The sequence below is a fragment of the Bacillus sp. AFS055030 genome, assembly GCF_002574545.1.
GTDB lineage: Bacteria > Bacillota > Bacilli > Bacillales > Bacillaceae_G > Gottfriedia.
Map to the genome: position 1 here is coordinate 188,641 of NZ_NUGT01000015.1, position 22,623 is coordinate 211,263.

The following is a 22,623-nucleotide window of genomic DNA, read 5'->3' on the forward strand; positions in this document are numbered from 1 at the left end:
TCATCATCACATCTTTCTTAGTATGAAACATTTTTCATAAAAAAATGTGAAAATTAAAGAGGTCTATAACCACTTAATACTTTGTTTTGTAAACAACTGATCTGCTAATAAGTGAGAAAAATAACCGACTGTACCAGCTAACCATAATCCATTTATCATCAAGTCTTTTTGCAGTAAATAACAAATTCCACTCCAAAAAGCTAAAAAGTAAAGAGAATGAGTTGGCCCGCGATGCTTTAATCTCGAAGAAACAGCAACAAACAATCCAAACGTAAAGATTGACCAATAACCATAAAAGAAAAACCAACCAATAACTGCTATTAATATGCCCGTTAACATTAAGATTGTTTTTAAATTCCGTAACCAACTAACACAAACAATAAATAAAATGAGAATACCTACTGCATAAATCCATGATCCAGAATAAATTAACTTCCCTGTCTTCACAACAATAAATAATGAAGCAGCTAAAAATAATAAGCTGAAAAGAACTTTTAGCGGCATTGAAACTTTTTTTGTTAATGAACTATTATGATGATCTAAATCAGGAGCCAAACTACTGATTGCACCAACTATAAGTGGGACAGTCATAGAATCATTTTTTGTTACATACATTGTGACACCAGTTGCAAATAATCCTACAATTACATGACTTTTTCCATCCAAAATGGGTACCTTCCTTATGTTACATATTCATACTTTTATTATAGTCGGATAAAGTTCTTTTTCATATGAATAAATTAACAAATGATGGTAATGAAAGAATAATTAAAATCCTTATATTCATTGACGATTGTTCTTTTTTCTGACAAAATATAGGAAGCTCAATATTATAGAAAACTAAGTCGATTGATGAGCCTTTTAGGCGAAGACTAGACGGAGTTGCACTTACACTTTTTTCTTAAGAATTTGCAAACTACACCCGTAATCGACATCGCTTTGCCAACTTATACTTTAAAAGAGTAATAAAATACATTCACAGTTTGCTTTGGGGGAAATTATGCAAGAAAAAGAAATGAGTGTCATTGACCATTTAGATGAGCTTCGAAATCGAATAATAAAAGTTATTGTTGCATTCGTTATTTTTTTAGGGATTGGATTATATTATACGAAAGCTATATTCAATTTCCTTGTTCAAGATTTAGATGGAAAGCTTTTAGCGCTTGGTCCAAGTGATGTCCTTTGGATTTATCTAATGATTGGTGGAGTGTTCGCTATTGCGTGTAGTATCCCTGTAATAGCTTACCAAATATGGGCGTTTGTAAAGCCTGCCTTGCATGTAAAAGAACGAAAAAGCACAATGCTTTACATACCAGCTTTGTTCTTATTGTTCGTTTGCGGATTAGCATTTGGCTATTATTTCATCTTTCCAAACGTTTTAAAATTTTTACAGGATATAGGAGAAGACTTAGTAACAGTTACATTCACAGCTGAACGCTATTTTAGCTTCTTATTTAACTTAGTAGTTCCTTTTGCGTTTTTCTTTGATTTACCAGTCATTATATTATTTTTAACAAGTATCGGTATCGTATCACCGGCATTTTTAAGAAAATCTCGACGATTTGCATATTTTATCCTTATTATTATCGGAACAGCAATTTCACCGCCTGATTTTGTATCTGATATGATGACAAGCTTACCATTGTTAGTGATATACGAATTAAGTATTCTTGTTTCATCCGTCGCATTTAGAAGACGTATTAAACGCCTACAACAAGAATCAGAATAAAAAATAAAAAATGGACAGCATTTAGTATGCTTGTCCATTTTTTTGACTACCTCATAATATGATATGTGATGAATACAAAGTAACAATTAAACCTGAAAAACTATAAATTAACGAAGCTTTAATAGCAATTTTTCTTTGAAAATCTTTATGTAAGTCATTAAATTCTAATCCAGCAGCACGCAACCACTGATACCGCTCCAAGGGAGTATAACTTACTTTTTTAGCTGTTTTCCAATAAAGGAAGACCGTCGTAACGAATCCTACCATAATAGCAATATTACTAGCCGATGAATCCGAAAGAACACTAACAAGGAACGTCAAAATTACTTGTACAATTAAAATAGCAAAAACGTAAATGAACTTTTTCATGTTAATCCTCCTTATTTAAGCTTATTTAAATTATAACAAAGATGTATTTTTCAGAATAGTAAAAATTTTGTAGAAAACATGGGTAATTAGAACTGAATAGACAACAAAAGAATCAGAGAAAGCGTCAAATTATAAGCGAAAAGTTGAAAAGATCTGAAAAAAACCTATTCCCTTCTTCCTATTTAAGTTCGTACGTTCGACATTTAACTTGCCAAAAACGAACGTTAGTTCTATAATAAATATAGAAAAAAGATTCCCATATCTATGCGAATCTTTCAGTTTAATCAATTATTAATTTGAGCTGATTTCATCTTTTGATTTCGGCACGATGATGATTGTTTCTCCTTTTTTAGAGAACATGTATTGATCACGAGCATAGTTTGCTATGAAATCCGGATTATTTAATAGTCTAATCTGTCTGTTTAAATCTTTTTCAGTTTTAGCCACTTTTTTTTGTTCGACTTGTAATGTTGAAAGCTCACGTTGCTTTGCCGATACGATCTTATTTTGACTAAACATATATATTCCAGATACGACAATTAAAGATAAAAACAATGTTGTCAAAATGATTCGATGGATTCGAATTGTTTTTCTTTTTTTAGTCTGTGGAAATTGATTACGAGAAGGCTTGTTTAATTCTTCTCTTTGTAGATTATATAGTTTTTTCGCTTCTGCCTTCACGTTATAAACCTCCCTTTAAAAATATTATTCTACTCTAGTTTAACAATTAATATCTTTTTAGCAAAGAAAAAAAAGGTAAAACAAGTAAAAAATTGACTGTTTTACACAGAAGTTCGTCTTTTTTGTCGAGTTCTGGTACGTAAAATATCAATAAAAAGAATCCATTAATTACCTTTCTTCCCTATTTTTTGAATATTTTAAATTTTTTCAACAAAAGTAGTTGACGAATATTTCAGCATCATGTATATTAAATATAAATTAACTGAATATTTAAACAGTTAAATTTTAGTAATCATGTTATACACATCCCCCCAATCCCTATCACCCAATTAGATAGGGATCTTTTTATGTTCAAAATCACAAGCCAACAAATTACCAATTTAGGGAAAGTTGGATTATAATACTTTTTAAAGGAGGTACGAGAAAATGCAAAAATTAGAAATTAGTGCAGCACAAGATGCACTTCAAAATTATATAAATCAAACAGTCTATTTACATTTAGAAACTACAAATGGTGCATATGCTAATCACTTTAATGAAAAAGTAATGACAGTAAATGCCTTTATCAGAAATACAAAAGTAATCATTAGCCGTGCTACGATTACAGGCAAATACCCATACCGTGTAGGATTAAAGCTTGAAGAGGGCTGGGTTGTTGCAGAAGGATTAACTGATTTTGAAGTTGATGACCAAGGTCGCCTCCTACTAGCAGGTCATAATGAGGATGGAAAGCTTGCAATTGCCATACATTTAAGCCACACGCCATTTTAAGAGAGGAGCACTAAAAATGAGTCAAAAACAAGAAAAAGTATTACTTGTGTTCCCTCACCCTGATGATGAAGCTTTTGGGGCTGCTGGGACGATTTCAAAGTTTACAAATAAAGGGATTCCGGTTACATACGCTTGTTTAACTTTAGGAGAAATGGGACGAAATATGGGAAATCCATTTTTCGCAACAAGAGAGTCACTTCCTGCAATACGTAAAAACGAATTAATCGACGCTTGTAGAGAAATGGGAATCCAAGATTTAAGAATGCTAGGATTCCATGATAAAACAATTGAGTTCGAAGACCCTGAGGATGTAATTCGCCCAATAAAGGAGATCATCGACGAAATCCAGCCAACATTATTAATTACTTTCTATCCAGAACATGGTGTCCATCCAGACCATGATGCAACTGCAAGAGCTGCTGTTGAAGCAGTTCGACGAATGGATAAAGAAGATCGTCCAACAGTATGGTGTATTGCCATTACAAAAGAACGCTTTGAAGTTTTAGGGAAACCAGATATCGTGAATGATGTAATGGATGTTGCAACCCAAAAACTAAGAACGATGAAAGCACACCGTTCTCAAACAGAAGCGATGCTAAAAGACGTTGTAAAAATCGAGAAATTCGAAGATATACCTGATGATCGATTAAAATCATTTTTTGCAAAAGAATCGTTCTATACTTATCAGTTTGAATAAGCACTTGCCAAGACCAATACTTAAGAAGGTAAAAATCTTATATATGTAGAAAGAAAAAGAGATTAAACTATTCTGGAGGTTAATGAAATGTTGAAAATGAGGTATTTAATTTTATATGTTTCAAGTCTAGAAAAATCTCTTACTTTCTATACTGAGTCTTTAGGCCTTCCTATTCGTGGAAATCATGGTACGTATGTAGAATTAGATACTGGCAATACCGTCCTTGCTATGATTGAACGTGGAAATGTCAAAGAGCTTACTGGATTAAATTATAAACAGACTGAAGCATCCTCCCAAACCTTTGAAATCGGATTTGTAACTAATGATGTCCATTCAACAATAGAAGATTTACGATCTAAAGGTGTAACCATCATCAAAGAACCAATTACAAAGCCATGGGGCCAAACAGTAGCATATATAGCAGATCCAGACGGTCATTTTATTGAAATTTGTAGTTCAATGGACGAATAAACTAGCTAAAAAATCCATCTCTAAAAAAAGAGATGGATTTTTTTAATACTTACACAAAATTTCTAGTAGAACTATTACGACTAAACTTATAAATAGCAATTAAGAAAAATGCAGCCGCAAAAACTAGTAGGATTAAAATATTTAAATATAAGCTTCCTAAACTACTTCCTTGTTGCAACTTCGCTAATGTCTCTAACGTCCATCTTTGAGGAAGAAAATCCGCAATTCTTTGTACGGATGGCGGCATAATCTCAATTGGCCAGAAACAACCGGAAATCATGACAGTTGGAACAACGATTAAGTTCTGCAATGCTCCAGATGATTTCGAACTATTAGAGAACGCCACAATCATTAATGAGATTCCGACTGAGACCAAAGCAAAAAGCATCATAACAACCGCTGCTTCCCAAAACGGAATATGAATATCGATATGAAATACTTTCGTCATAAAGAGAAGCGTAATAATTACTTGAATAGTCATGACAATCATATTGACTACAACATTTGAGAAAATATATTTTCTAGCATTAATTGGTGCTGACAAAAGTCTGAAGTAAATTCGATTTTCTTTTTCCTTTAAAATAATTTCAGAAAGATTCCCTGCTGACATTAACATAATCATGATTAAAAAGCCTAGACTATATGTCGTCATATTTTCAGATTGAGACGAATCGGATAATGTTTTTGTTTCTACCTTAAAGCTTGCATTTTGATAGTTGGAATACATTTGATTAAATTTAGTTTGGTCTGTTTTGGCCACTCTACCAATAGCTGAAACATTGTCGATATAATTGTATAAATAAGATTTTACAAAGCTCGTAATTTGAGCGCCTTTTATAGATGATATTTGAATATGATTTGGGTTACCAGAACGTACACTATCTGTAAAACCATCATGGAAAGAAATAACACAATCAAGTGATCCTGAAGCAATCTGATCATTGGCATCAGAATTGTTTAATATTTCAATATGAACATTATCTAAGTGTTTTAAAAACTTGATCGTATCATTTGCAATGTATTGATAATCCTCATTGACAACCCCAATATGAACGATTGTTTTATTGGAACCACCATAAGCAAGAAAGGAAATAAAAATACCAATTAGAGGTACTAAAATATACATAATAATATTTTTCTTATTTTTAAAAGTAGCTCTTAAAGTATTCGAAATTAGCCATAAAACTGTTTGCATCCTATAGACCCTCCCTTCTTTGTAGAGAAATAGATGCAAGAAATAGAAATAATAAAGAAAAACCAATATTAAAGACAAGCGCCGGGATTGCAGCAGATAAGTCATTTGCATAGATAATTTTTGTAATCGCCGTATTAACCCATGTAAGTGGTGAAAGCTGCGTAATGAATTTTAAAATCCCACTAGTCTCGCCTAATTTAAAGTAAGCTCCGCCAAAAAATGAAGATAGCTGCACAACAATCATGATAATTGCTCTAGATGATGCATTTGATTTCGTGATATAGCTTACAACCAAACCTAAACTAATTGATAGAAGAACTTCCGTTAGTAAAACAATAAAGACTACTAATAGATGGCTACCCCAGTTGGCTTTAAAAAAGAATTTACTGAAATAGACAACGACAATAATACACAGAAAATTTGCAACTAAACTTCCAAGTATTTTTCCTATAAAAATCTCAAATTTAGAAATAGGAGAAACGATTAATCGATCAGCAGTTTTTCTAACTCTTTCTCCTGTTATCAATTTACTTGCAGACATGGTTGCATAAAGAGCAATCATCGTCGTCATTGCAATCGCGTAATAATCCATCGAACCTGGCTGTTTATTTGATGCAATGGACGTATCCTTAATATAATCATCATGAGAATTACTTGAAAAGACTTCTTTAACTTGAGTTGGATCGATTTTTGCAACTTCAACCCCGACATTATATTTGTCTACAAAAGAAGTTAACATCCCTTGAATAACACTACCTTCAACACTGTTTCCTTCATTGGTATAAAGCTTTATTCCATTATCTTGAATAGAAATATAGCCGTCATAATGATTTCGTTTCACTTCATATACACCATTTGTATTACCCTGAACTTTTTTAAAATGAATTCCAGACTTTTTCGTACCTTTCATGAATTCATTGAAATAGTGCGAAAACTCACCAGTTGTTGATTGATCTTTATATAGAACGTGAACATCTGTAATCGGGACAGATGTTGAAAAAGCATTTGAAAGTGAAGTACCTAAAACAAGCATTAAAATAATTGGAAATGCTAACATAAAAAATAGGTTCCTTACATCTCGAAAGTCACGCTTAATTTCCATGAAAGCAATATTAAAAATATTCAAGCCAATTGCCTCCTTATAAAATAATTTTCCAAAAAGTTAATCACGTAAATTCCGACCTGTTAATGTAAGGAAAACAGTTTCTAGGTTAGGTGCATTTTCCTGTAATGAACTAATTTCGATTTCATTATTAATAAAATGTTGAATGATTTTATTTAAATTATTCACACCATTATCCGAAGTAATCGTAATAACATTATCGAAAATATGAACATTTTCAACACCATTAATCGATTTAAGCTCCGTAACATCAATAGTTTCAGTCGTTTTAACTTCAATTCGAATATCCTTTGTATTCGTAATAATCGATTTAAGCTGTTCCTTCGTTCCTTCAGCAATGATTTTTCCGTGGTCAATAATCGAAATACGTGTGCAGATTTCTTCAACTTCTTCCATGTAATGGCTCGTATAAATAATTGTACAACCCATTTCATTAAGCTTTCGTACACTATTAAGAATATAGTTTCGTGAATGAGGATCAATCCCAACAGTTGGTTCATCCATAATAATCAGTTTAGGTCGGTGTGCAATTGCACACGCAATATTTAATCGTCTCTTCATTCCACCAGAGAAATTTTTTGGATATTCCTTAAATTTATCTACTAATCCAACAAATTGTAAGGCTTCTTCTACTCTTTCATTTAATTCCGAACCTCTTAAACCATATAGTCCAGCGAAAAATCTAACATTTTCATAGGCAGTTAAATCTTCATAAATTGCTAAGTCTTGAGGTACCATACCAATATTCATTTTTGCGAAATTACTATGTTTCTTACTGTTTTTTCCTAGGATTTCGATTGTACCTTGATTACTTCGAAGTAGCCCAGAAATAATATTAATCGTCGTACTTTTCCCCGCTCCATTTGCTCCAAGAAATCCGAAAATTTCTCCTTCTTCAATTGATAAAGACATATTATCGACCGCTATAAAATCCCCGAACTTTTTAGTTAAATTTTTAATCTCTAAAACTTTCATCCTCTCACCTCTTAAACTTTGTGTATGATGCTATTATAAGCAAAAGGGTGAACTAATATCAGTGTATTAGTTCACCCTTTTCACATGAGAATATTCATGTTTTTATTTAGGCAAAATCATGATGGACATAATAGAAATTCATATCACTAGATGAAATTATTGGATTGGAAGCAGTGTTGTAACTGAAAAACCATCATGACCATCTGCTATTATTTTCCCGTTTATAGCCGCTGTTCTCTCTTCCATCCCAATGATTCCTAAACCTTTTTTGATTTTCACTTTGCCTTTCCCATTGTCTTTTACATTTGTTTTGATCATTTTATTCATGACATGTATTTCAATCGAAACCTCTGTTGCATTTGCATATTTCAACGTATTTGTTAAAGCTTCAACTACATTTTCTTGAATTACTTTCCATTGAATGGGAGTAATAAGATCGAGATTTCCTTTATAAACAAACAAAGTTTTTAAATCATGCTTAGCAGAAAATTCATCTATGAATAATTTCATATGGTGAATTCCCATTTGTTCAGTTGGAGGCTTCATATTTTTCAAAGTGAGTCTTATGTTTTCGATACCATCCTTTGAAATATTAATCGCATTTTGTAGCAATTCTAATGCTTTATCTTGATTAGTACTCATTAAATGTTTAGCTGCTTCCATTTGAAATAGTGCACCTGTCATTGAATGCCCTATTTTATCATGTATTTCTTGAGAAATACGATTTCGTTCCTCCAATTTAAAGGTATATTCTGATTGCTCAATAAACTCATTATGGTTATTTATCTTTTTTGAAAGCTTTTGAATTGTACTCCTCATCTTGTCAATTTGCTCTTCTTTAAACGATAATCTAGTGTTATACAAAGTAACAACCGATAAGACGTTAAAACTAAATAATGAAATTAATCCATAAATAGGCTGTAAAGAATAAGGTACATAGAAAATTGGAAATAGTGCAAGAAAGCAACCAATCCATTTATTTGAAGTAAAAAAAGAAATGAGCTCTAAGATTGACATTGGTAGTAGTAAAAGAAATAATGGCTGAATCTTTAAATTGGAATAGGCAATTAGACAAATTGATATGATTAATAAAAATTTTATCAACGATCTATTTTTTATTAAATAAAGACTAATATTTAAACAAAAATAAACAAGTAATGCAAAAAGAACCCAAGAGAAATTAGGAATTTCGTTTTGAATACAAATATAGGCGATATACAAAATAACTGAGAGCTTATTTAAAATAATCCAACGCTCCATAAGTAACTCCTTTTGCGTTAGTCTACTTTCCCAGTAATATAGAAAATAGCGATTTGTGTTCGATGTTCTAGCCCTGTTTTTCCGAGAATTGAAGTAATATAATTAGCTACCGTTCCTTCAGAAATATAAATTTGTTTAGAAATTTCCTTATTCGAAAACCCTTTTGCGATTAAAGCCATTACATCTAGCTCTCTTTGGGTAAACAAGCTCGTATCTATTTTCGTATCTGGTGTATTCGTATTATTTGTTAAATTGGTTCTAATTTTATCTAGCACTAAATCTTGCATGATTGTATTTCCATGAAAAACACTTTTAATCGCTTCTCGAATACGTTCTGGTTCATTATTTTTTAATAAATAACCTTTTGCACCATTTTTCAAAGCATCAATAATATACTCATCATCATCAAAAGTGGTTAAAATAAGTGGCTTTGTTTTAGTTTGCTCAGAAATATGCTTAGTAGCTTCTACACCATTCATATTTGGCATTCGAACATCTAAAAGCGCAACATCTACTTCATTATTTTGACAATATTTTAACGCTTCATTCCCATCATCTACGGTTTCTAATACTTCAAACTCTTCATAAGAGCTCAATATGATTTTAAGACCTTCTCTAATAAATGAATTATCATCAGCAATAATAATTTTTATTTTCATTCGAATAGAGGGAGAACATTTCTACCTCTTTTTCACATCCTTTATTCCGTGTATTATATTTCCATTATATACCACTAACGACTAAATACCATGAGAAGAACAAGATTAATCTCATTGATTTCACAAACAAAACACTTAACTTCATAATTTTAATGTTTTACGAAGCTGGCGTATTCAATAAAAATGTAAAGAAAACACATAACCTCTCATTTTGCGACTAATTTCACAATTTGTTCAATAGTTAAAGGAAAATATCTCAAAAAATTTAGTAAAATTTAACTGAGCGCTCCATTAAATTTCACTAAAAAATATTTACCATTTAACCTCTTTCTTTATACTTCTACCGTCTCAAAAAAGTTTCAAATAGATTAACAGCTTAATTAACGCCGGCAAAATGAAAAGATAACCTAATTCCTTATTAGTAAGTAAAACATTACAAGTTTTATTACAGGAGAAAAATAAGTTCATGGAAAAGCTTAAGACTAAAAAAATACTTATTACATTTATATTGGTGTTCCTAACTAGTAGTTGTAATTCCTCTAATAAGACATTTTTATTAAGAGGTACATTTGCGTGTAAAGAACTGCCATTTGATTCAATGGTCTTTGATCCAGAAAATGACTATACATTTTATTATTATTACGAGGATTTACAAGGAAATAGCAAATTAGATAAAGGAACATTTTTAAGAAAATCTGAATCCAAATATATAATAAAAAGTTCGGTTTTTAAGAACATAGGGATCACTTATAAAAATAGTGGTTTCAAGATTATGATAAATGAAAAAGCATATTACTTTAAACAAATCGATGCAATCCCAGGTATCCAAACAAATTATGAAAGTAGGAAGTTTAATTATGAAAAAAATAGCAAGTTTACTAGTCTTTTTAAGCATCTTAATTTCTTCAACCTCAATTAATGCACAAGAAATTCCAACTGAAGAGACAAGCCAAGAAGCTTTTGTAATACCTGTATCTCAAGAAGAAATTGATAAAGAAGAACAACAACAATTAGAACAACAAAATAGTAAAGGAAGAACTCCATTGTATGAGTATAAAACTGAACTTGTGGGAACTCAAATAGCAAAAAAGGTCAAAATTGGTTATGCTGAAGGGCAACCGCCAAAGGGGACTATATTTCACTCTCCTGGAAGTTTTTATTGGTCAAATAGTGGAAGTAAAGTTACGGTTACAATATCCGTTGCATATGGTGCTTATTCAATAGGAGTAACTCCAGGAAGTATAAGTGGCACTGGAGTTGTAGTAAAATCGCCATATATGGGACAAGCAGTAAAACTTTTAATTCATAAGGATATAGAAGTTAAAAAGTATAAGCAATATAGAAAAACTGTTATGGGTAGCGGAAAATGGGAATATGTTGGTGACGTATATACAAAGGTACCTGTATTAAATCATTATACAGTCGTAAAAGTATAAATTATAATTAAAACTAATCTCCACAATAAAGATAAATATATAGCTAAAAAACTAGAAAGCTCAGAAATAAATCTGGGCTTTTTTAATTGATTGGTGTGAGTCAGTAATCAAAATCCAAAGATAATTCTATATGAGAATTGAACAAAATAACTTAACTACTTGTCGCTTTACTAAGACTTGCTATCTTTCAAAAATTATATAAAAAAAAATCCCCAAGCATATGCAAAAGGGGATTTAAATAGTTTTTATATATTTTCAATTAATACTTTACCAAATTGTACTTCATTATTTTCAAAGTAATCATGGGCTTCCTTCACTTGATCAAATGTAAAAGATTTTGGATTGATTAGCGGCTTTAGCTTACCTTCATCAACTAAAGTAGCGATTTTATTTAAAATAGTACTATGTTCTTTTCGCCCTTCCTCAGTTTTTTGAGTAAGCAAAATAAAAATAACATGTAAAGATAAAGATTTGTTATGTAAAAGTGTTAAATCATGCGTCGAACGTGCTGCGATTGCTAGAACAGTACCTTTTGGTTTAGCTGCAATAAATGATTTATCTAGATTTTCTTTACCGACAGTATCAAAAACAAGATCAAAGCCTTGCCCATCTGTTAGGCGGTTAACATATTCTTCTGCGGTCTCTTCCTTGTAATTAATGACGTGGTCTGCGCCTAGCTTTTTAACTAAATCAGCTTTTTCCTTCGACGAGACTGTTGTCGAAACAGTAGCTCCAAAAGCTTTCGCTAACTGAATCGCTAAATGACCAACACCACCTGCACCGCCATGAATTAAAATATGATCACCTTGTTTTAAGTTACCTCTGTCAAAAAGTGCCTCCCAAGCAGTAATAGCTGTTAATGGTAAACTTGCCGCTTCTTGAATTGGTAAATTTTTTGGAGCTTTAGCGATTACTGATTCCTCTATTAATAAATAATCTGAAAGAGTACCAGTAAAGACATTTAAACCGAATACAGAATCACCAACTGAAAAACGTGAAACATTTTCACCAACTTCAACAACTTCACCAGAAAAATCACTATGTAAAATCATTGGAAAATTCGGTTGAAACACATTTGGTACAATTCCTTTTCGAATCTTTGTATCAATCGGATTGATACTAGTCGCAGAAACCTTGACTAAAACTTGATGACCAGATGGTTTCGGTATTGAAAGTTCAACATTTTTAAACTCAGAACTATCTCCATATTGATGAATGACAACCGCTTTCATAATAGCCTCCTATTCGAAATAGAAAATATTTTTAAGTCATTGTAGCATACATCTGATCGAAAAAAATACAATTTTAACTCCAAATTGATTCATGAGGTTTTGATTATAATGGTTAAAAATCTATAATTTATATTGTTTTTTCACTTTGATTCCGTATAATCAATAGTAATCTTTTAATCTTATTCATGGAGGAAAAATACTATGGTAAACAAATTAGAGGAATTAAATGAGAGAAATACGTTAAACCATAGAAATATTGTAAAGTATGTAAAACACGTCTTTGATGAGTTAGACTTAAAAGTTAAAAGATTTCGCGAAGAAGCAGCAATCAGAGCAGCTCACCATGCAAAACCAGATTTAGAAGAAGAAAAATTATTTTATAACAATATTCACCATATGAAGACGTTACTAATTGATGTATTAGAACGTACTACTGAAGATCTTGAACATGTTGGCGATAAAAACTGGAATAAAAATTTTAAAGACGGCGTGAACGCATAATAATAAATAAAAACGTATTTTCTCTATAAATCAAGGATAGGAAGGTATTTAAACCTTTCTATCCTTTTGATTATTAATTCATATGCTGCTTTAAATTTCTTACATAATTTTTCAATACAAAAAGTACACTTTCATCAATTGGGATATTTATACCAAACCCATCACTTTTTTCAAGCGAAACAAAACCATGAAGCAAACTTCTTAAGCCTCTAACCGCATGAATAAGTTCAATGTCAGTTAAATGATAAGGTTTTAGTACTTCGTAAATTAAGTTCAATATTTTATTCCCAATCAAACGATACTCATCTCCAGGTGATTGAGACGGAGATAACGTAGCTTTATATAAACCAGGATGTATCCTAGCATAATCGAGATAAGCAAAAGCTAAAGCCAAAACTGCTTTCTCATTATTTTTCCCTTCAACCGATTTACGAAGTTTTTCATAAAGTTGTGTAATCCCATGTACTGCTACACTATTTTTTAGTTCATCCAAATTCTTAATATGGTTATAAATCGATGGTGGTTGAATCGTTAGCTTCTTTGCAAGATAACTAATCGTTAAAGCCTCCCACCCTTCTGTATCAACAATCTTAATTGAAGTACTTAGTAATTGATTATAATTCAATCCAATTCTTGGTGACATTGCTTTTACTCCTTCACATATTACTTTTTAAGAGCACGGTCAATTTCTTCTTGTGGGTGACTTAACATTGTACCATGACCGACTGCCAATAACGTAGGTTTTAATTCACTAATTTTCTTAGCACTATTTAATGCAGCATCCTTGTTCCAAGTTGCCATAGATGGAAAAGGAAATAAAATTTTAAATTGACCAGAAATCGCCAAACCACCTCTTAATGAAAAAGCATCACCAGCTATAATGGCATTTGTCCGTTGATCTAAAAATGCCATTGAACCTGGTGTATGACCGGGAACTTCAACCGCTAGTAAAGACCCAATCGTATCTCCTTCCTGCAGTAAACGATCTGGGATGGTTTGAATATTTTTAGGAACGCCACCTTTTATAGGCGTATTTGGCTCACCCGCATCTAAACTTGTGTCACCTTTTAATAATTTTGCATCTCTTTTTGAAATGGAAACGACTGCATCTGGAAGTAATGATTTTAATTGATCAAGCGATCCAACATGGTCTCCGTGCGCATGTGTTAAAACGATATTCGTAATTTTTTTGCCTATTTGATTAGCCGTATCAATAATTTTAGTTGCACTAAAGGAAAGCGCTGTATCAATTAACGTAAGCTCGTTTTCTTCTTCTACTAAAAAACAATTCACAGGAAAGAAATTTGGTAAAAAGCTCAACTCATAAAGATCATTATTTTTCGTAATTTTCATTTAATATCCTCCTAATGATAAAAACTAATACCTTTAGTTTTATAATACTAAAGGTATTAGTTTTCGTGAACAAAAATTCCAAATTTTACATAAAATTCGTTATATGACTAAAAAAAACCCTTCCATCAAAGATGAAAGGGCTACATTTTATTATTTTCTAGATAAATCCATCTCTTTATAAGAAACAACTTTCGTTTTGTGTTTAAATTTATAACCTAACCAAACAATTAAAAACACAGGAATTCCAATATATGAAACAAGTACGCCTTGCCAATCAATTGCATTACCAGTGAAAGCTTGCCAGTTTTGAGCTAGTACAATAAATAAACAAGCTAAGAATGCTAAAATTGGACCAAGTGGGAACCATTTTGCTCGGTATGGTAAGTCATTCAAATCTAATCCTTGAGCAACATAAGCTTTGCGGAATCGGTAATGAGAAATCGCGATCCCTAACCAAGCAAGGAAACCTGATAATCCTGATAAATTTAATAACCAAGTATACACTTGACCTTCACCGAAGAATGAAGATAAACAAGCAAGTGAACCAACCGCAAGTGTTACATATAAAGCATTTGTAGGAACACCATTTTTATTTACTTTTGTTAAGAATTTAGGAGCTTTGCCTTCAATCGCTAAAGTATATAACATACGAGTAGATGCGTATGTTCCACTATTACCTGCCGATAAAACGGATGTTAAAATAACTGCATTCATTACAGAAGCCGCAAATGCAACTCCTAATTTTTCAAATACTAAAGTAAATGGACTAACAGCTACGTCGTTTTTCATAAGACCAGGATCTGTATAAGGAATTAATAAACCAATTACGATAATAGCTAAAACATAAAATAAAAGGATACGCCAGAAAATTTGACGGATAGCTTTTGGAACATTTTTTTCTGGATGTTCAGTCTCCCCTGCTGCAACACCGATTAATTCAGTACCTTGGAATGAGAAACCTGCAACAATAAAGATTGATAAAACACCTAAAAATCCATTATGAAACGGAGCATCCCCAACAGTAAAGTTTTTGAAACCTGCATGATGTCCACTGATAATGCCAAAAATCATTGCAATCCCAACAACTAAAAAGACAACTACAGTTACAACTTTAATTAATGAAAACCAAAACTCTGATTCACCATAACCTTTAACTGAAAGTAAATTTAAACCTAAAATAATCACTAAGAAGATTCCGCTCCATAAAACAGCTGGAGTATGTGGGAACCAATATTTCATCAGCATTGCCGAAGCTAATAATTCAAAAGCTAGAGTAATTGCCCAGTTATACCAATAATTCCAACCCATAGCAAAACCGAATGCTGGATCAACATAGCGAGATCCATACGTACTAAATGAACCAGAAACAGGTAAATAAGTCGCCATCTCACCTAAACTAGTCATTAAGAAATAAACCATAATACCAATTAATCCGTATGCTAAAATAGCTCCACCAGGACCAGCTTCACTAATTGAAGTTCCACTAGCTAAAAACAAACCTGTACCAATTGAACCACCAATTGAAATCATTGTTAAATGTCTTGCTTTAAGGCCCCTTTTTAAAGAACCATCGTGAGTATTCGATACCACATTATCGTTTTTAGGGTTTGTTAGTCCCATCTTGTTGTGCCTCCTCTTCATTCTTGCAATCTTATCTTTACGCGAGAATATGGGACGGTATAAAAGTGTTGTATGATGTGTATTTTACTCAGTTTTTACAAGCAATATGTAAAGAATGGAAAATCTGGTAAAATACAAAAAAACACGTGAAGCAATGTTCACGTGTTTAAGACTCAATTATATGAATCAAACAGCATCAACATCTCTTCAATAGCCCTCCACAAGAAATCTTGTGACAGTCCTACGCTTATTCAGCAATAGGCCCAGTAATAAATTCAAATGGTAAATTTATTACTTCGGCAGTTTCACCTTTTATTACTTTTCACAGGTACCATAAACCTCAAAGTAACGACTAATCAAAACTGCGCCTCTATCCAAACGAGATAAAGATCATATTAAATTAATTTTTATAAACTCAATATACAATCTATTAATCTAGTTTGTCAATAGAATTTTCGACAAAAATAGACTCTACTTAAGAAATGGTATGCCTGATTTTCGCTTAAAGAATGCTCATGCCTTGTACCTAGCACATCTGTTTCTGTATAATAATTCTATGTAATTAAAGGAGGAATTTTTCACATGACAATTTATAAAGCATTGACACTTGCTGGATCTGATAGTAGTGGTGGTGCAGGATTACAAGCTGATATTAAAACGTTTCAGGAACGTAATGTTTATGGAATGAGTGCAGTTACAACCTTAGTAGCAATGGATCCTCATAATCATTGGCATCATCAAGTATTTCCAATTGATATAGATACAATTGCAGCACAATTAGAAACAATCGTTGTCGGCGTTGGGGTTCAAGCAATGAAAACAGGTATGCTCGGTTCAACTGAAATCATTGAGTTAGCTGCAAAAACAATAAAAAAACATACTATTGATCGAGTTGTCGTAGATCCAGTTATGATTTGTAAAGGAAATGACGAGGCTCTTCACCCAGAGACAAATGATGCATTAAGAGAAATTTTAGTACCACTTTCAACAGTTGTAACGCCAAATTTATTTGAGGCAGCTCAATTAGCTAAAATGCCTCCAATTTGCACAGTTGAACAAATGGAAGAAGCAGCACGCAAAATCCATGAATTAGGGGCTAAATATGTTTTAGTTAAAGGTGGAAGTAAAATTCAGCATGAAAATGCAATAGATGTATTATTTGATGGTGAAAAAATCGAACATCTAGAATCTGACAGAATTGAAACTACATACACACACGGTGCGGGTTGTACTTATTCTGCAGCGATTTGTGCAGAGCTTGCTAAAGGAGCAGAACCAAGAGAAGCAATCCATACTGCAAAGAAATACATTACCGAAGCAATTCGTCACTCATTCCCACTTAATCAATACGTTGGCCCAACAAACCACATGGCCTATCGATTACATGGAGAAGGCTAAAAGCAACTAATAGGGCTGTCATACGTTAGATTAACTAACGTTGACAGCCCTTTTTAATAGTAAAAACTGGTGTTTGTACTCCCTGTTCCCTTTCCCCTAGGTTCCTACTTTTCAACTGAAAATCCCCTTGATTACCCTAAATACATTTCTTCCTTTGTAATAAACAAATCTTTCCCATTTAGCTAATAAGCCTTACCATTTTGCCATTTTCAATCTGAATGACGTGCTGTTTGTGAAACTCCGCAACTCGTTCATTCTGTTTTGTATGCAAACTGTTGAAACGCTTGTGAAGATGTAATGCATGTTTGTTTTGTCCCATATAAATTCTCTACTTCTTTAGTTAATAATTTATCAATACCGCATACAATTTTTCTATCAATTTCTACTTTATTTCCTACATACTTTTACACATTCAATAATTTTGAACATCAAATTGGCTGCAATAAGTGATAAACATGGGGTCGTTAAACAAGTCGATTCCATACCTAATAATGATACAATATTTAATAAAAACTATCATAGAGATAAACTATTTTCTGTTACTTTTAATTGAGATAATCCTGAAGAGAAGATCGTTATCTATATAGATACACAGACAAACAAAAAAGTTGGAATGATTGGTGAGGATTAATTTTTCGATCCAGATCATCCCAAAAAATACTAATCATTTAATCCTTTTCCAGCAAGAATTTGTTCAATGTATTTTTCAACTCTAGACGTACGGGTTTTTGATTGTTTTGGTTGAGAAAAATAATAAAGATACGCTCTTTGACGTCCTGGCGTTAATGCTTCAAAAGCCGTTTTTAAGGCAGGATTTTCATCTAATTTAAGTTGTAATTCTTCGGGAACTGTATAATCTGAAATCTTTTTTAATTCTACTTGCAAACCTGCTTTTTCCACTTCAATAGCTTCTTTAATATAATCCTTCAAAACGTTTTCCATTTCAATGATTTCCTGAATATTGGTAAACCGTATTTGACGTGCTGATTGGACATTTTCTGTTTGTTGAATCAGTATGCCTTTTGGATCTTTTAACAACGCACCTTTGTGAAACAAAAGTGCACAATATTCTTTAAAACCATGTATTAAAACGATATTTTTATTATCAAGTGTGTAACAAGGATGCATCCATTTAAAATCTTCAGTCAGTTCACAATCAATGACGATTTCTCTTAACTTATAAAATTCTTCTTGCCACTTTTTTGCTCTTAATAAAAAAGCTTCAACTTTAGGATGCATATTTGTATTTGTCATCAATAAACACCTCTCATTAATTCTTCCAGACTATTTTTTAGCGGATAATAATAACTTCAGAATTTCATTCAGATCCTACTTAGTACTTCACCAAAATTCTTCCCTTTAATCAGCCATCATTTTTTCTAGTTAGACTGACAATTAGTTCCTTCAAAAGAATTTATTCTTTAAACGAATGCAAATTTCCTTCAAACAAAAAAAGAACAGGTAAAAGGTTTCCCTTATCCCTGCTCTTCTTAATGCTTAGTATTTTTCCCAAGCAACAACTTCATCTAAAGTTAAACGAACTTTTTCAAAGCCTGCTTTGATTCCTTTACCAACTGAAATTAACATAACTGGTTTGAAGTTTGCTGGTACATTGAACGCTTCTACAAACTTCGCTTGGTCAAACCCACCCATTGGAACTGTATCTAAACCTTTTGCTTTTGCTGCAAGCATAAATTGCATTGAAACTAATCCACCATCGACCATCGCAATTTTTGTTGCGATTTCCTCTGGTAAACCACCGTAGTTTTTTACGATTGATCCTACATAGAAGTCTTTCACTCCCTGAGTCATCATACCTTTTTCAACTAACTCATCATAAATACGAGCGGCATTTTTATATGCTTCTGTATCACCTAAAACAGCGATTACCGCAGATGCATCAACAACTTGTTGTTGGTTATTAGCGATTGGTAATAGTTTTTGTTTCGTATCTTGGTCCTTAATGACAAGGAATCTCCATGGTTGTAAATTAGAAGAAGATGGAGCTTGAACCGCAATTTCTAGCAACTCTTTAATTTCATCATCAGACATTTGAAAGTTTGGATCGTAGTGACGAACTGATCTTCTTTCCTTTGCTACAGTGAAGAAATCCGTAGTATCAAGTTCTTTTGGTGCTTCTTTACCAAAATCAATTTCGTTTACTTTATTTAAATACTCTTCTTTTTCAGATTTAACTTTAGACATATTTAATCTCTCCTTAATTAACTGTATTATTTATAAATACAGTATATGACTTTAACTGTATAAAAGTCAACTACAGTTTATTAAAAAATAAAATCGAAACATTTTAGTTTCGATTTTATTTTATCCATTTTCTTTTGGTAATAAGTCTGAAATTGTTTTCTTCGCAAGACCTTCAACAAGCCAGCTTTCCATCTCATCTTTTAAATCATACAAAGCAGATCGTGTAGAAGGCGCAAAACATTCCTTACTATTTACATCTAAAAAGCCTTTTGAATACGGATCAGATCTCATCGCATCATAAACATCTTTTAAAGTAATTTCATTCGCACCTCTGGCTAAAAAATAACCACCATCTCGTCCTTCTTTAGCTGAAATAATGCCTGCTTTTACTAAATTGGCAAGAATTTTTCTTAAAAAAGTAGACTGTGCTTCAAGTTTTTGAGCTAATACTGCGCTTGGACAGATACCATCTTGCTCTGCTAAAATTAATAGAGATTGCAGTGCTAGTCCAAACCATTTCGTACTAGAAACCTTATCTTTCAAGATCATTCACCTCAGTTACTAGTCTAAACTATTTTTTGAAAAAGACAACCTTATCTAAATTATAAAGAGATAATGCTACTTTTTATCCTAAATTCGCATTAACAATTTCCTCTTGTGACAATAAGATTTGTAAAGATCATTGCTTTTGACATTTCACCATCGTAAATTTAAACGGAGGTTTACTTTCCATATTCTTATGTGGCTCAAGAATCTCGGAAACTTCGATGATTCCATAGTCTCCAAACTCTTGTTTGATCGAATCAGAATCATAAAAAAACATTTTTATCCCTTCCATTATTTCGTAATAGTCTTTAGCTAGCCGTTTGCCCTTTCCGAACATTGGTGCATCTTTTGAAATTGTAGTAAATACCATATACCCATTTGGCTTTAACTGATTAAAGCAATCTTGAATAAACTTCTCTCTTTCATGCTTATTCAATAAGTGAATCAGTGCATAACAAAATATACCGTCATACAGCTTTTGATCAAAAGGCATGTCGGTTACTGAACCATGAAAAATAGGAAAATGAATCCCATTTTGTCTTGCCAATTCAATCGCTGTTTTTGATATTTCAATTCCTGTTACGTTTATTCCGTTGTCAGTAAAAATCTTAGCGTTTCTACCATATCCAATACCAGGAATCAATACATCTTTAACGTTCTTTTCAAAGAAAAAGTCCTTTGTTAAAATTGCGGAGTCTGAGGGTTCATATCCCCACATCATTTGATTTTTTTTAAAACTCGATTCCCAAATTTCAGCCATATCTAAATCCCCTTTCAAAATCGTTCAATCTAAATGAGCTATATTATTTTTGTTCAAAAAAAAGAAAGACCCAAAGTCTTCCTTTTTTATTTCTATTTATGATGCGTTGCTTTTAGCCATTTCTTTATCTGATAAACGTTCATTACCCATTAAGAAAATTGAAATCAACGCTAATCCTACTGGAACTAGTGTCCAAAGGAATGTATGAGCAATTGATGTTGAGAACACGTCAGTAATTTTTGTGAGTATTGGTGCTGGAATCATTTTAGCAGCTTCAGGAGTAAAGGCTTGATTAATATTCGAAAAATCCTGTGGTGCGCCACTTTTTGCAAATGCATCAGTAATTTTATCAGTAAATACATTGCGTTGAATAACACCAAAAACAGTAATACCAACCGTCATTCCTAAAGCACGGAGGAATGCGTTAGTCGAACTGGCTGAACCACGATTTTCATTATCAAAATGATGCATCGCAGACATACCAAGTACTGAGAAGGATGCCCCTACCCCTAAACCAACGATGACCATGTAAACGATCACTTGGAATTTAGTCGTATCAGGCGTTAAAGTACCTAGACAAATAATCCCTGCTAAAAGAAGTATAACGGATCCGACCATTATATTACGATAACTAGTTTTATTCGCTAAAGCCCCACCAAATGAAGCAGAAATACTAACACTTACCATCATTGGTAATAGGACTAAACCAGAATTTGTTGCTGTTCCACCTTGAACAAACTGGATAAAGATTGGAATGTAAATTGTTGCAGCAATGAATGCCGCTCCATAAAATAATCCAACAAAGTTACTAGCAGCAAAAAGACGATATTTAAACATATTAAACGAAATAATCGGTTCAACTGCTTTACGTTCAATAAATAAAAAGATAATAAGGAAAACAGCAAATCCAGCAAATAATCCTAAAATTTGAACTGAATCCCAAGCGTATTCTTTACCGCCTAAATCAAGTGCAAACATTAAACAGACGATACTAATAACAAATGTTGTTGCACCCCACCAGTCGATTTGTTGCTTCGTATGATTTTTTGACTCGATATAAAAATAACTAATTAGTCCAAGTGTTAAAAGTCCAAAAGGAATATTAATATAGAAAATATATCTCCAGTTAATATAATCTGTAATATAAGCGCCAATTAATGGTCCAAGAACACTTGATAATCCAAATACGGCACCAAAAATACCACTCATTTTACCACGCTTTTCAACAGGAAACACATCCCAAATAATTGAAAAAGCAATTGGCATTAAAGCACTTCCACCAATCCCTTGAATAGCACGGTAAATACTAAGCTGAATAATCGAATCGGCAGTTCCACAAAGAACTGAACCTAAAATGAATAATATAATCCCTAACATAAAAAATCTTTTCCTACCATACATATCAGAAAGTTTACCGAAAATTGGCATCCCAGCCATTTCTGTAACTAAGTAAGCCGATGTTACCCAAACAAATTTATCATAGCCACCTAAATCTTTTAAGATTGTAGGCATCGCCGTAGAAACGATTGTATTATCAAGAGAAGCGAAAAATATCCCAAGTAATAACGCAATCATAACAGGAACCAGTTTTGTTTCCCTTTTTTGCATGATGATCTCTCCTTTTACATTTCAAGCATAAATT

Annotated in this window: 25 protein-coding genes and 1 riboswitch; of the genes, 8 read left to right on the plus strand and 17 right to left on the minus strand. The window is 32.4% G+C overall.

Annotated features, from left to right (window positions below):
- Positions 1–63: 63 nt before the first annotated feature.
- On the minus strand, positions 64–666 hold the full coding sequence (locus tag CN925_RS06020; RefSeq protein ID WP_180232870.1) for a metal-dependent hydrolase: 603 nt from the start codon (positions 664–666) through the stop codon (positions 64–66).
- A gap of 334 nt (positions 667–1,000) precedes the next feature.
- Between CN925_RS06020 and tatC the strand changes: the two genes are divergently transcribed.
- Positions 1,001–1,729, plus strand: coding sequence for a twin-arginine translocase subunit TatC (gene tatC / locus CN925_RS06025; RefSeq protein ID WP_098845349.1), 729 nt, complete (start codon positions 1,001–1,003; stop codon positions 1,727–1,729).
- A 51-nt stretch (positions 1,730–1,780) separates the two neighbouring features.
- On the opposite strand, the gene CN925_RS06030 is transcribed toward tatC, so the two are convergent.
- Both CN925_RS06030 and CN925_RS06035 read right to left on the minus strand, forming a co-directional pair.
- Positions 1,781–2,098 (minus strand): hypothetical protein, encoded by a 318-nt coding sequence (locus CN925_RS06030; protein ID WP_098845350.1) that lies wholly within the window; start codon positions 2,096–2,098, stop codon positions 1,781–1,783.
- A gap of 291 nt (positions 2,099–2,389) precedes the next feature.
- Positions 2,390–2,779: an FtsB family cell division protein gene (locus CN925_RS06035; protein WP_098845351.1), complete on the minus strand. Its 390-nt coding sequence runs from the start codon at positions 2,777–2,779 to the stop codon at positions 2,390–2,392.
- Positions 2,780–3,205: 426 nt separating this feature from the next.
- Between CN925_RS06035 and CN925_RS06040 the strand changes: the two genes are divergently transcribed.
- The 3 genes from CN925_RS06040 (at position 3,206) to CN925_RS06050 (ending at position 4,718) form a co-directional block, all read left to right on the plus strand.
- Positions 3,206–3,550, plus strand: coding sequence for a YojF family protein (locus CN925_RS06040; RefSeq protein WP_098845352.1), 345 nt, complete (start codon positions 3,206–3,208; stop codon positions 3,548–3,550).
- A gap of 16 nt (positions 3,551–3,566) precedes the next feature.
- On the plus strand, positions 3,567–4,247 hold the full coding sequence (gene bshB2, locus CN925_RS06045) for a bacillithiol biosynthesis deacetylase BshB2 (RefSeq protein WP_098845353.1): 681 nt from the start codon (positions 3,567–3,569) through the stop codon (positions 4,245–4,247).
- Between the two features lie 87 nt (positions 4,248–4,334).
- Positions 4,335–4,718, plus strand: a complete 384-nt coding sequence (locus tag CN925_RS06050; protein WP_098845354.1) for a VOC family protein — start codon at positions 4,335–4,337, stop codon at positions 4,716–4,718.
- Between the two features lie 49 nt (positions 4,719–4,767).
- Here CN925_RS06050 and CN925_RS06055 read toward each other — a convergent pair whose 3' ends face one another.
- From CN925_RS06055 to CN925_RS06075, 5 genes are all read right to left on the minus strand, one after another.
- Positions 4,768–5,913, minus strand: a complete 1,146-nt coding sequence (locus tag CN925_RS06055) for an ABC transporter permease (RefSeq protein ID WP_098845355.1) — start codon at positions 5,911–5,913, stop codon at positions 4,768–4,770.
- A 1-nt stretch (position 5,914) separates the two neighbouring features.
- Positions 5,915–7,039 carry an ABC transporter permease gene (locus CN925_RS06060; protein WP_098845356.1) on the minus strand — a complete coding sequence of 375 codons (1,125 nt, stop codon included), beginning with the start codon at positions 7,037–7,039 and terminating at the stop codon, positions 5,915–5,917.
- Between the two features lie 36 nt (positions 7,040–7,075).
- The gene (locus CN925_RS06065) at positions 7,076–8,011 is read right to left on the minus strand and encodes an ABC transporter ATP-binding protein (RefSeq protein ID WP_098845357.1); all 936 of its coding nucleotides are present in this window, start codon (positions 8,009–8,011) and stop codon (positions 7,076–7,078) included.
- A 156-nt stretch (positions 8,012–8,167) separates the two neighbouring features.
- Positions 8,168–9,271 carry a sensor histidine kinase gene (locus CN925_RS06070; protein WP_098845358.1) on the minus strand — a complete coding sequence of 368 codons (1,104 nt, stop codon included), beginning with the start codon at positions 9,269–9,271 and terminating at the stop codon, positions 8,168–8,170.
- A 17-nt stretch (positions 9,272–9,288) separates the two neighbouring features.
- A complete protein-coding gene (locus CN925_RS06075; RefSeq protein ID WP_098845359.1) occupies positions 9,289–9,930 on the minus strand; it encodes a response regulator transcription factor in 642 nt (213 codons plus the stop codon).
- Positions 9,931–10,396: 466 nt separating this feature from the next.
- On the opposite strand from CN925_RS06075, the gene CN925_RS06080 reads away from it, so the two are divergent.
- Both CN925_RS06080 and CN925_RS06085 read left to right on the plus strand, forming a co-directional pair.
- A complete protein-coding gene (locus tag CN925_RS06080) occupies positions 10,397–10,849 on the plus strand; it encodes a hypothetical protein (protein WP_098845360.1) in 453 nt (150 codons plus the stop codon).
- A complete protein-coding gene (locus CN925_RS06085) occupies positions 10,788–11,366 on the plus strand; it encodes a hypothetical protein (protein WP_098845361.1) in 579 nt (192 codons plus the stop codon). The genes CN925_RS06080 and CN925_RS06085 overlap by 62 nt, the downstream gene beginning before the upstream one ends.
- Before the next feature lie 245 nt (positions 11,367–11,611).
- On the opposite strand, the gene CN925_RS06090 is transcribed toward CN925_RS06085, so the two are convergent.
- Entirely contained in the window at positions 11,612–12,598 is a 987-nt protein-coding gene (locus tag CN925_RS06090; protein ID WP_098845362.1) for a zinc-dependent alcohol dehydrogenase family protein, read from the minus strand.
- Between the two features lie 201 nt (positions 12,599–12,799).
- Between CN925_RS06090 and CN925_RS06095 the strand changes: the two genes are divergently transcribed.
- Positions 12,800–13,099 (plus strand): hypothetical protein, encoded by a 300-nt coding sequence (locus CN925_RS06095; protein WP_098845363.1) that lies wholly within the window; start codon positions 12,800–12,802, stop codon positions 13,097–13,099.
- 73 nt (positions 13,100–13,172) lie between these two features.
- Here CN925_RS06095 and CN925_RS06100 read toward each other — a convergent pair whose 3' ends face one another.
- From CN925_RS06100 to CN925_RS06110, 3 genes are all read right to left on the minus strand, one after another.
- Positions 13,173–13,742 (minus strand): TetR/AcrR family transcriptional regulator, encoded by a 570-nt coding sequence (locus CN925_RS06100; RefSeq protein WP_098845364.1) that lies wholly within the window; start codon positions 13,740–13,742, stop codon positions 13,173–13,175.
- 20 nt (positions 13,743–13,762) lie between these two features.
- On the minus strand, positions 13,763–14,452 hold the full coding sequence (locus CN925_RS06105; protein ID WP_098845365.1) for an MBL fold metallo-hydrolase: 690 nt from the start codon (positions 14,450–14,452) through the stop codon (positions 13,763–13,765).
- Between the two features lie 150 nt (positions 14,453–14,602).
- Complete coding sequence (locus CN925_RS06110; RefSeq protein WP_098845366.1) at positions 14,603–16,072, minus strand: amino acid permease; 1,470 nt, start codon at positions 16,070–16,072, stop codon at positions 14,603–14,605.
- 203 nt (positions 16,073–16,275) lie between these two features.
- A riboswitch (Lysine riboswitch) is annotated at positions 16,276–16,453 on the minus strand.
- Positions 16,454–16,654: 201 nt separating this feature from the next.
- Between CN925_RS06110 and pdxK the strand changes: the two genes are divergently transcribed.
- On the plus strand, positions 16,655–17,470 hold the full coding sequence (pdxK, locus tag CN925_RS06115; protein ID WP_098845367.1) for a pyridoxine/pyridoxal/pyridoxamine kinase: 816 nt from the start codon (positions 16,655–16,657) through the stop codon (positions 17,468–17,470).
- 660 nt (positions 17,471–18,130) lie between these two features.
- On the opposite strand, the gene CN925_RS06120 is transcribed toward pdxK, so the two are convergent.
- The 5 genes from CN925_RS06120 to CN925_RS06140 all read right to left on the minus strand — a co-directional run bounded on the left by CN925_RS06120 (position 18,131) and on the right by CN925_RS06140 (position 22,589).
- Positions 18,131–18,724 carry a YdeI/OmpD-associated family protein gene (locus tag CN925_RS06120; RefSeq protein WP_098845368.1) on the minus strand — a complete coding sequence of 198 codons (594 nt, stop codon included), beginning with the start codon at positions 18,722–18,724 and terminating at the stop codon, positions 18,131–18,133.
- A 243-nt stretch (positions 18,725–18,967) separates the two neighbouring features.
- Positions 18,968–19,675, minus strand: coding sequence for a nitroreductase family protein (locus CN925_RS06125; protein ID WP_098845369.1), 708 nt, complete (start codon positions 19,673–19,675; stop codon positions 18,968–18,970).
- 120 nt (positions 19,676–19,795) lie between these two features.
- A complete protein-coding gene (locus CN925_RS06130; RefSeq protein ID WP_286138276.1) occupies positions 19,796–20,218 on the minus strand; it encodes an RrF2 family transcriptional regulator in 423 nt (140 codons plus the stop codon).
- Positions 20,219–20,354: 136 nt separating this feature from the next.
- Positions 20,355–20,981 carry a class I SAM-dependent methyltransferase gene (locus CN925_RS06135; protein WP_098845371.1) on the minus strand — a complete coding sequence of 209 codons (627 nt, stop codon included), beginning with the start codon at positions 20,979–20,981 and terminating at the stop codon, positions 20,355–20,357.
- Between the two features lie 96 nt (positions 20,982–21,077).
- The gene (locus CN925_RS06140) at positions 21,078–22,589 is read right to left on the minus strand and encodes an MDR family MFS transporter (protein WP_098845372.1); all 1,512 of its coding nucleotides are present in this window, start codon (positions 22,587–22,589) and stop codon (positions 21,078–21,080) included.
- Positions 22,590–22,623 lie beyond the last annotated feature (34 nt).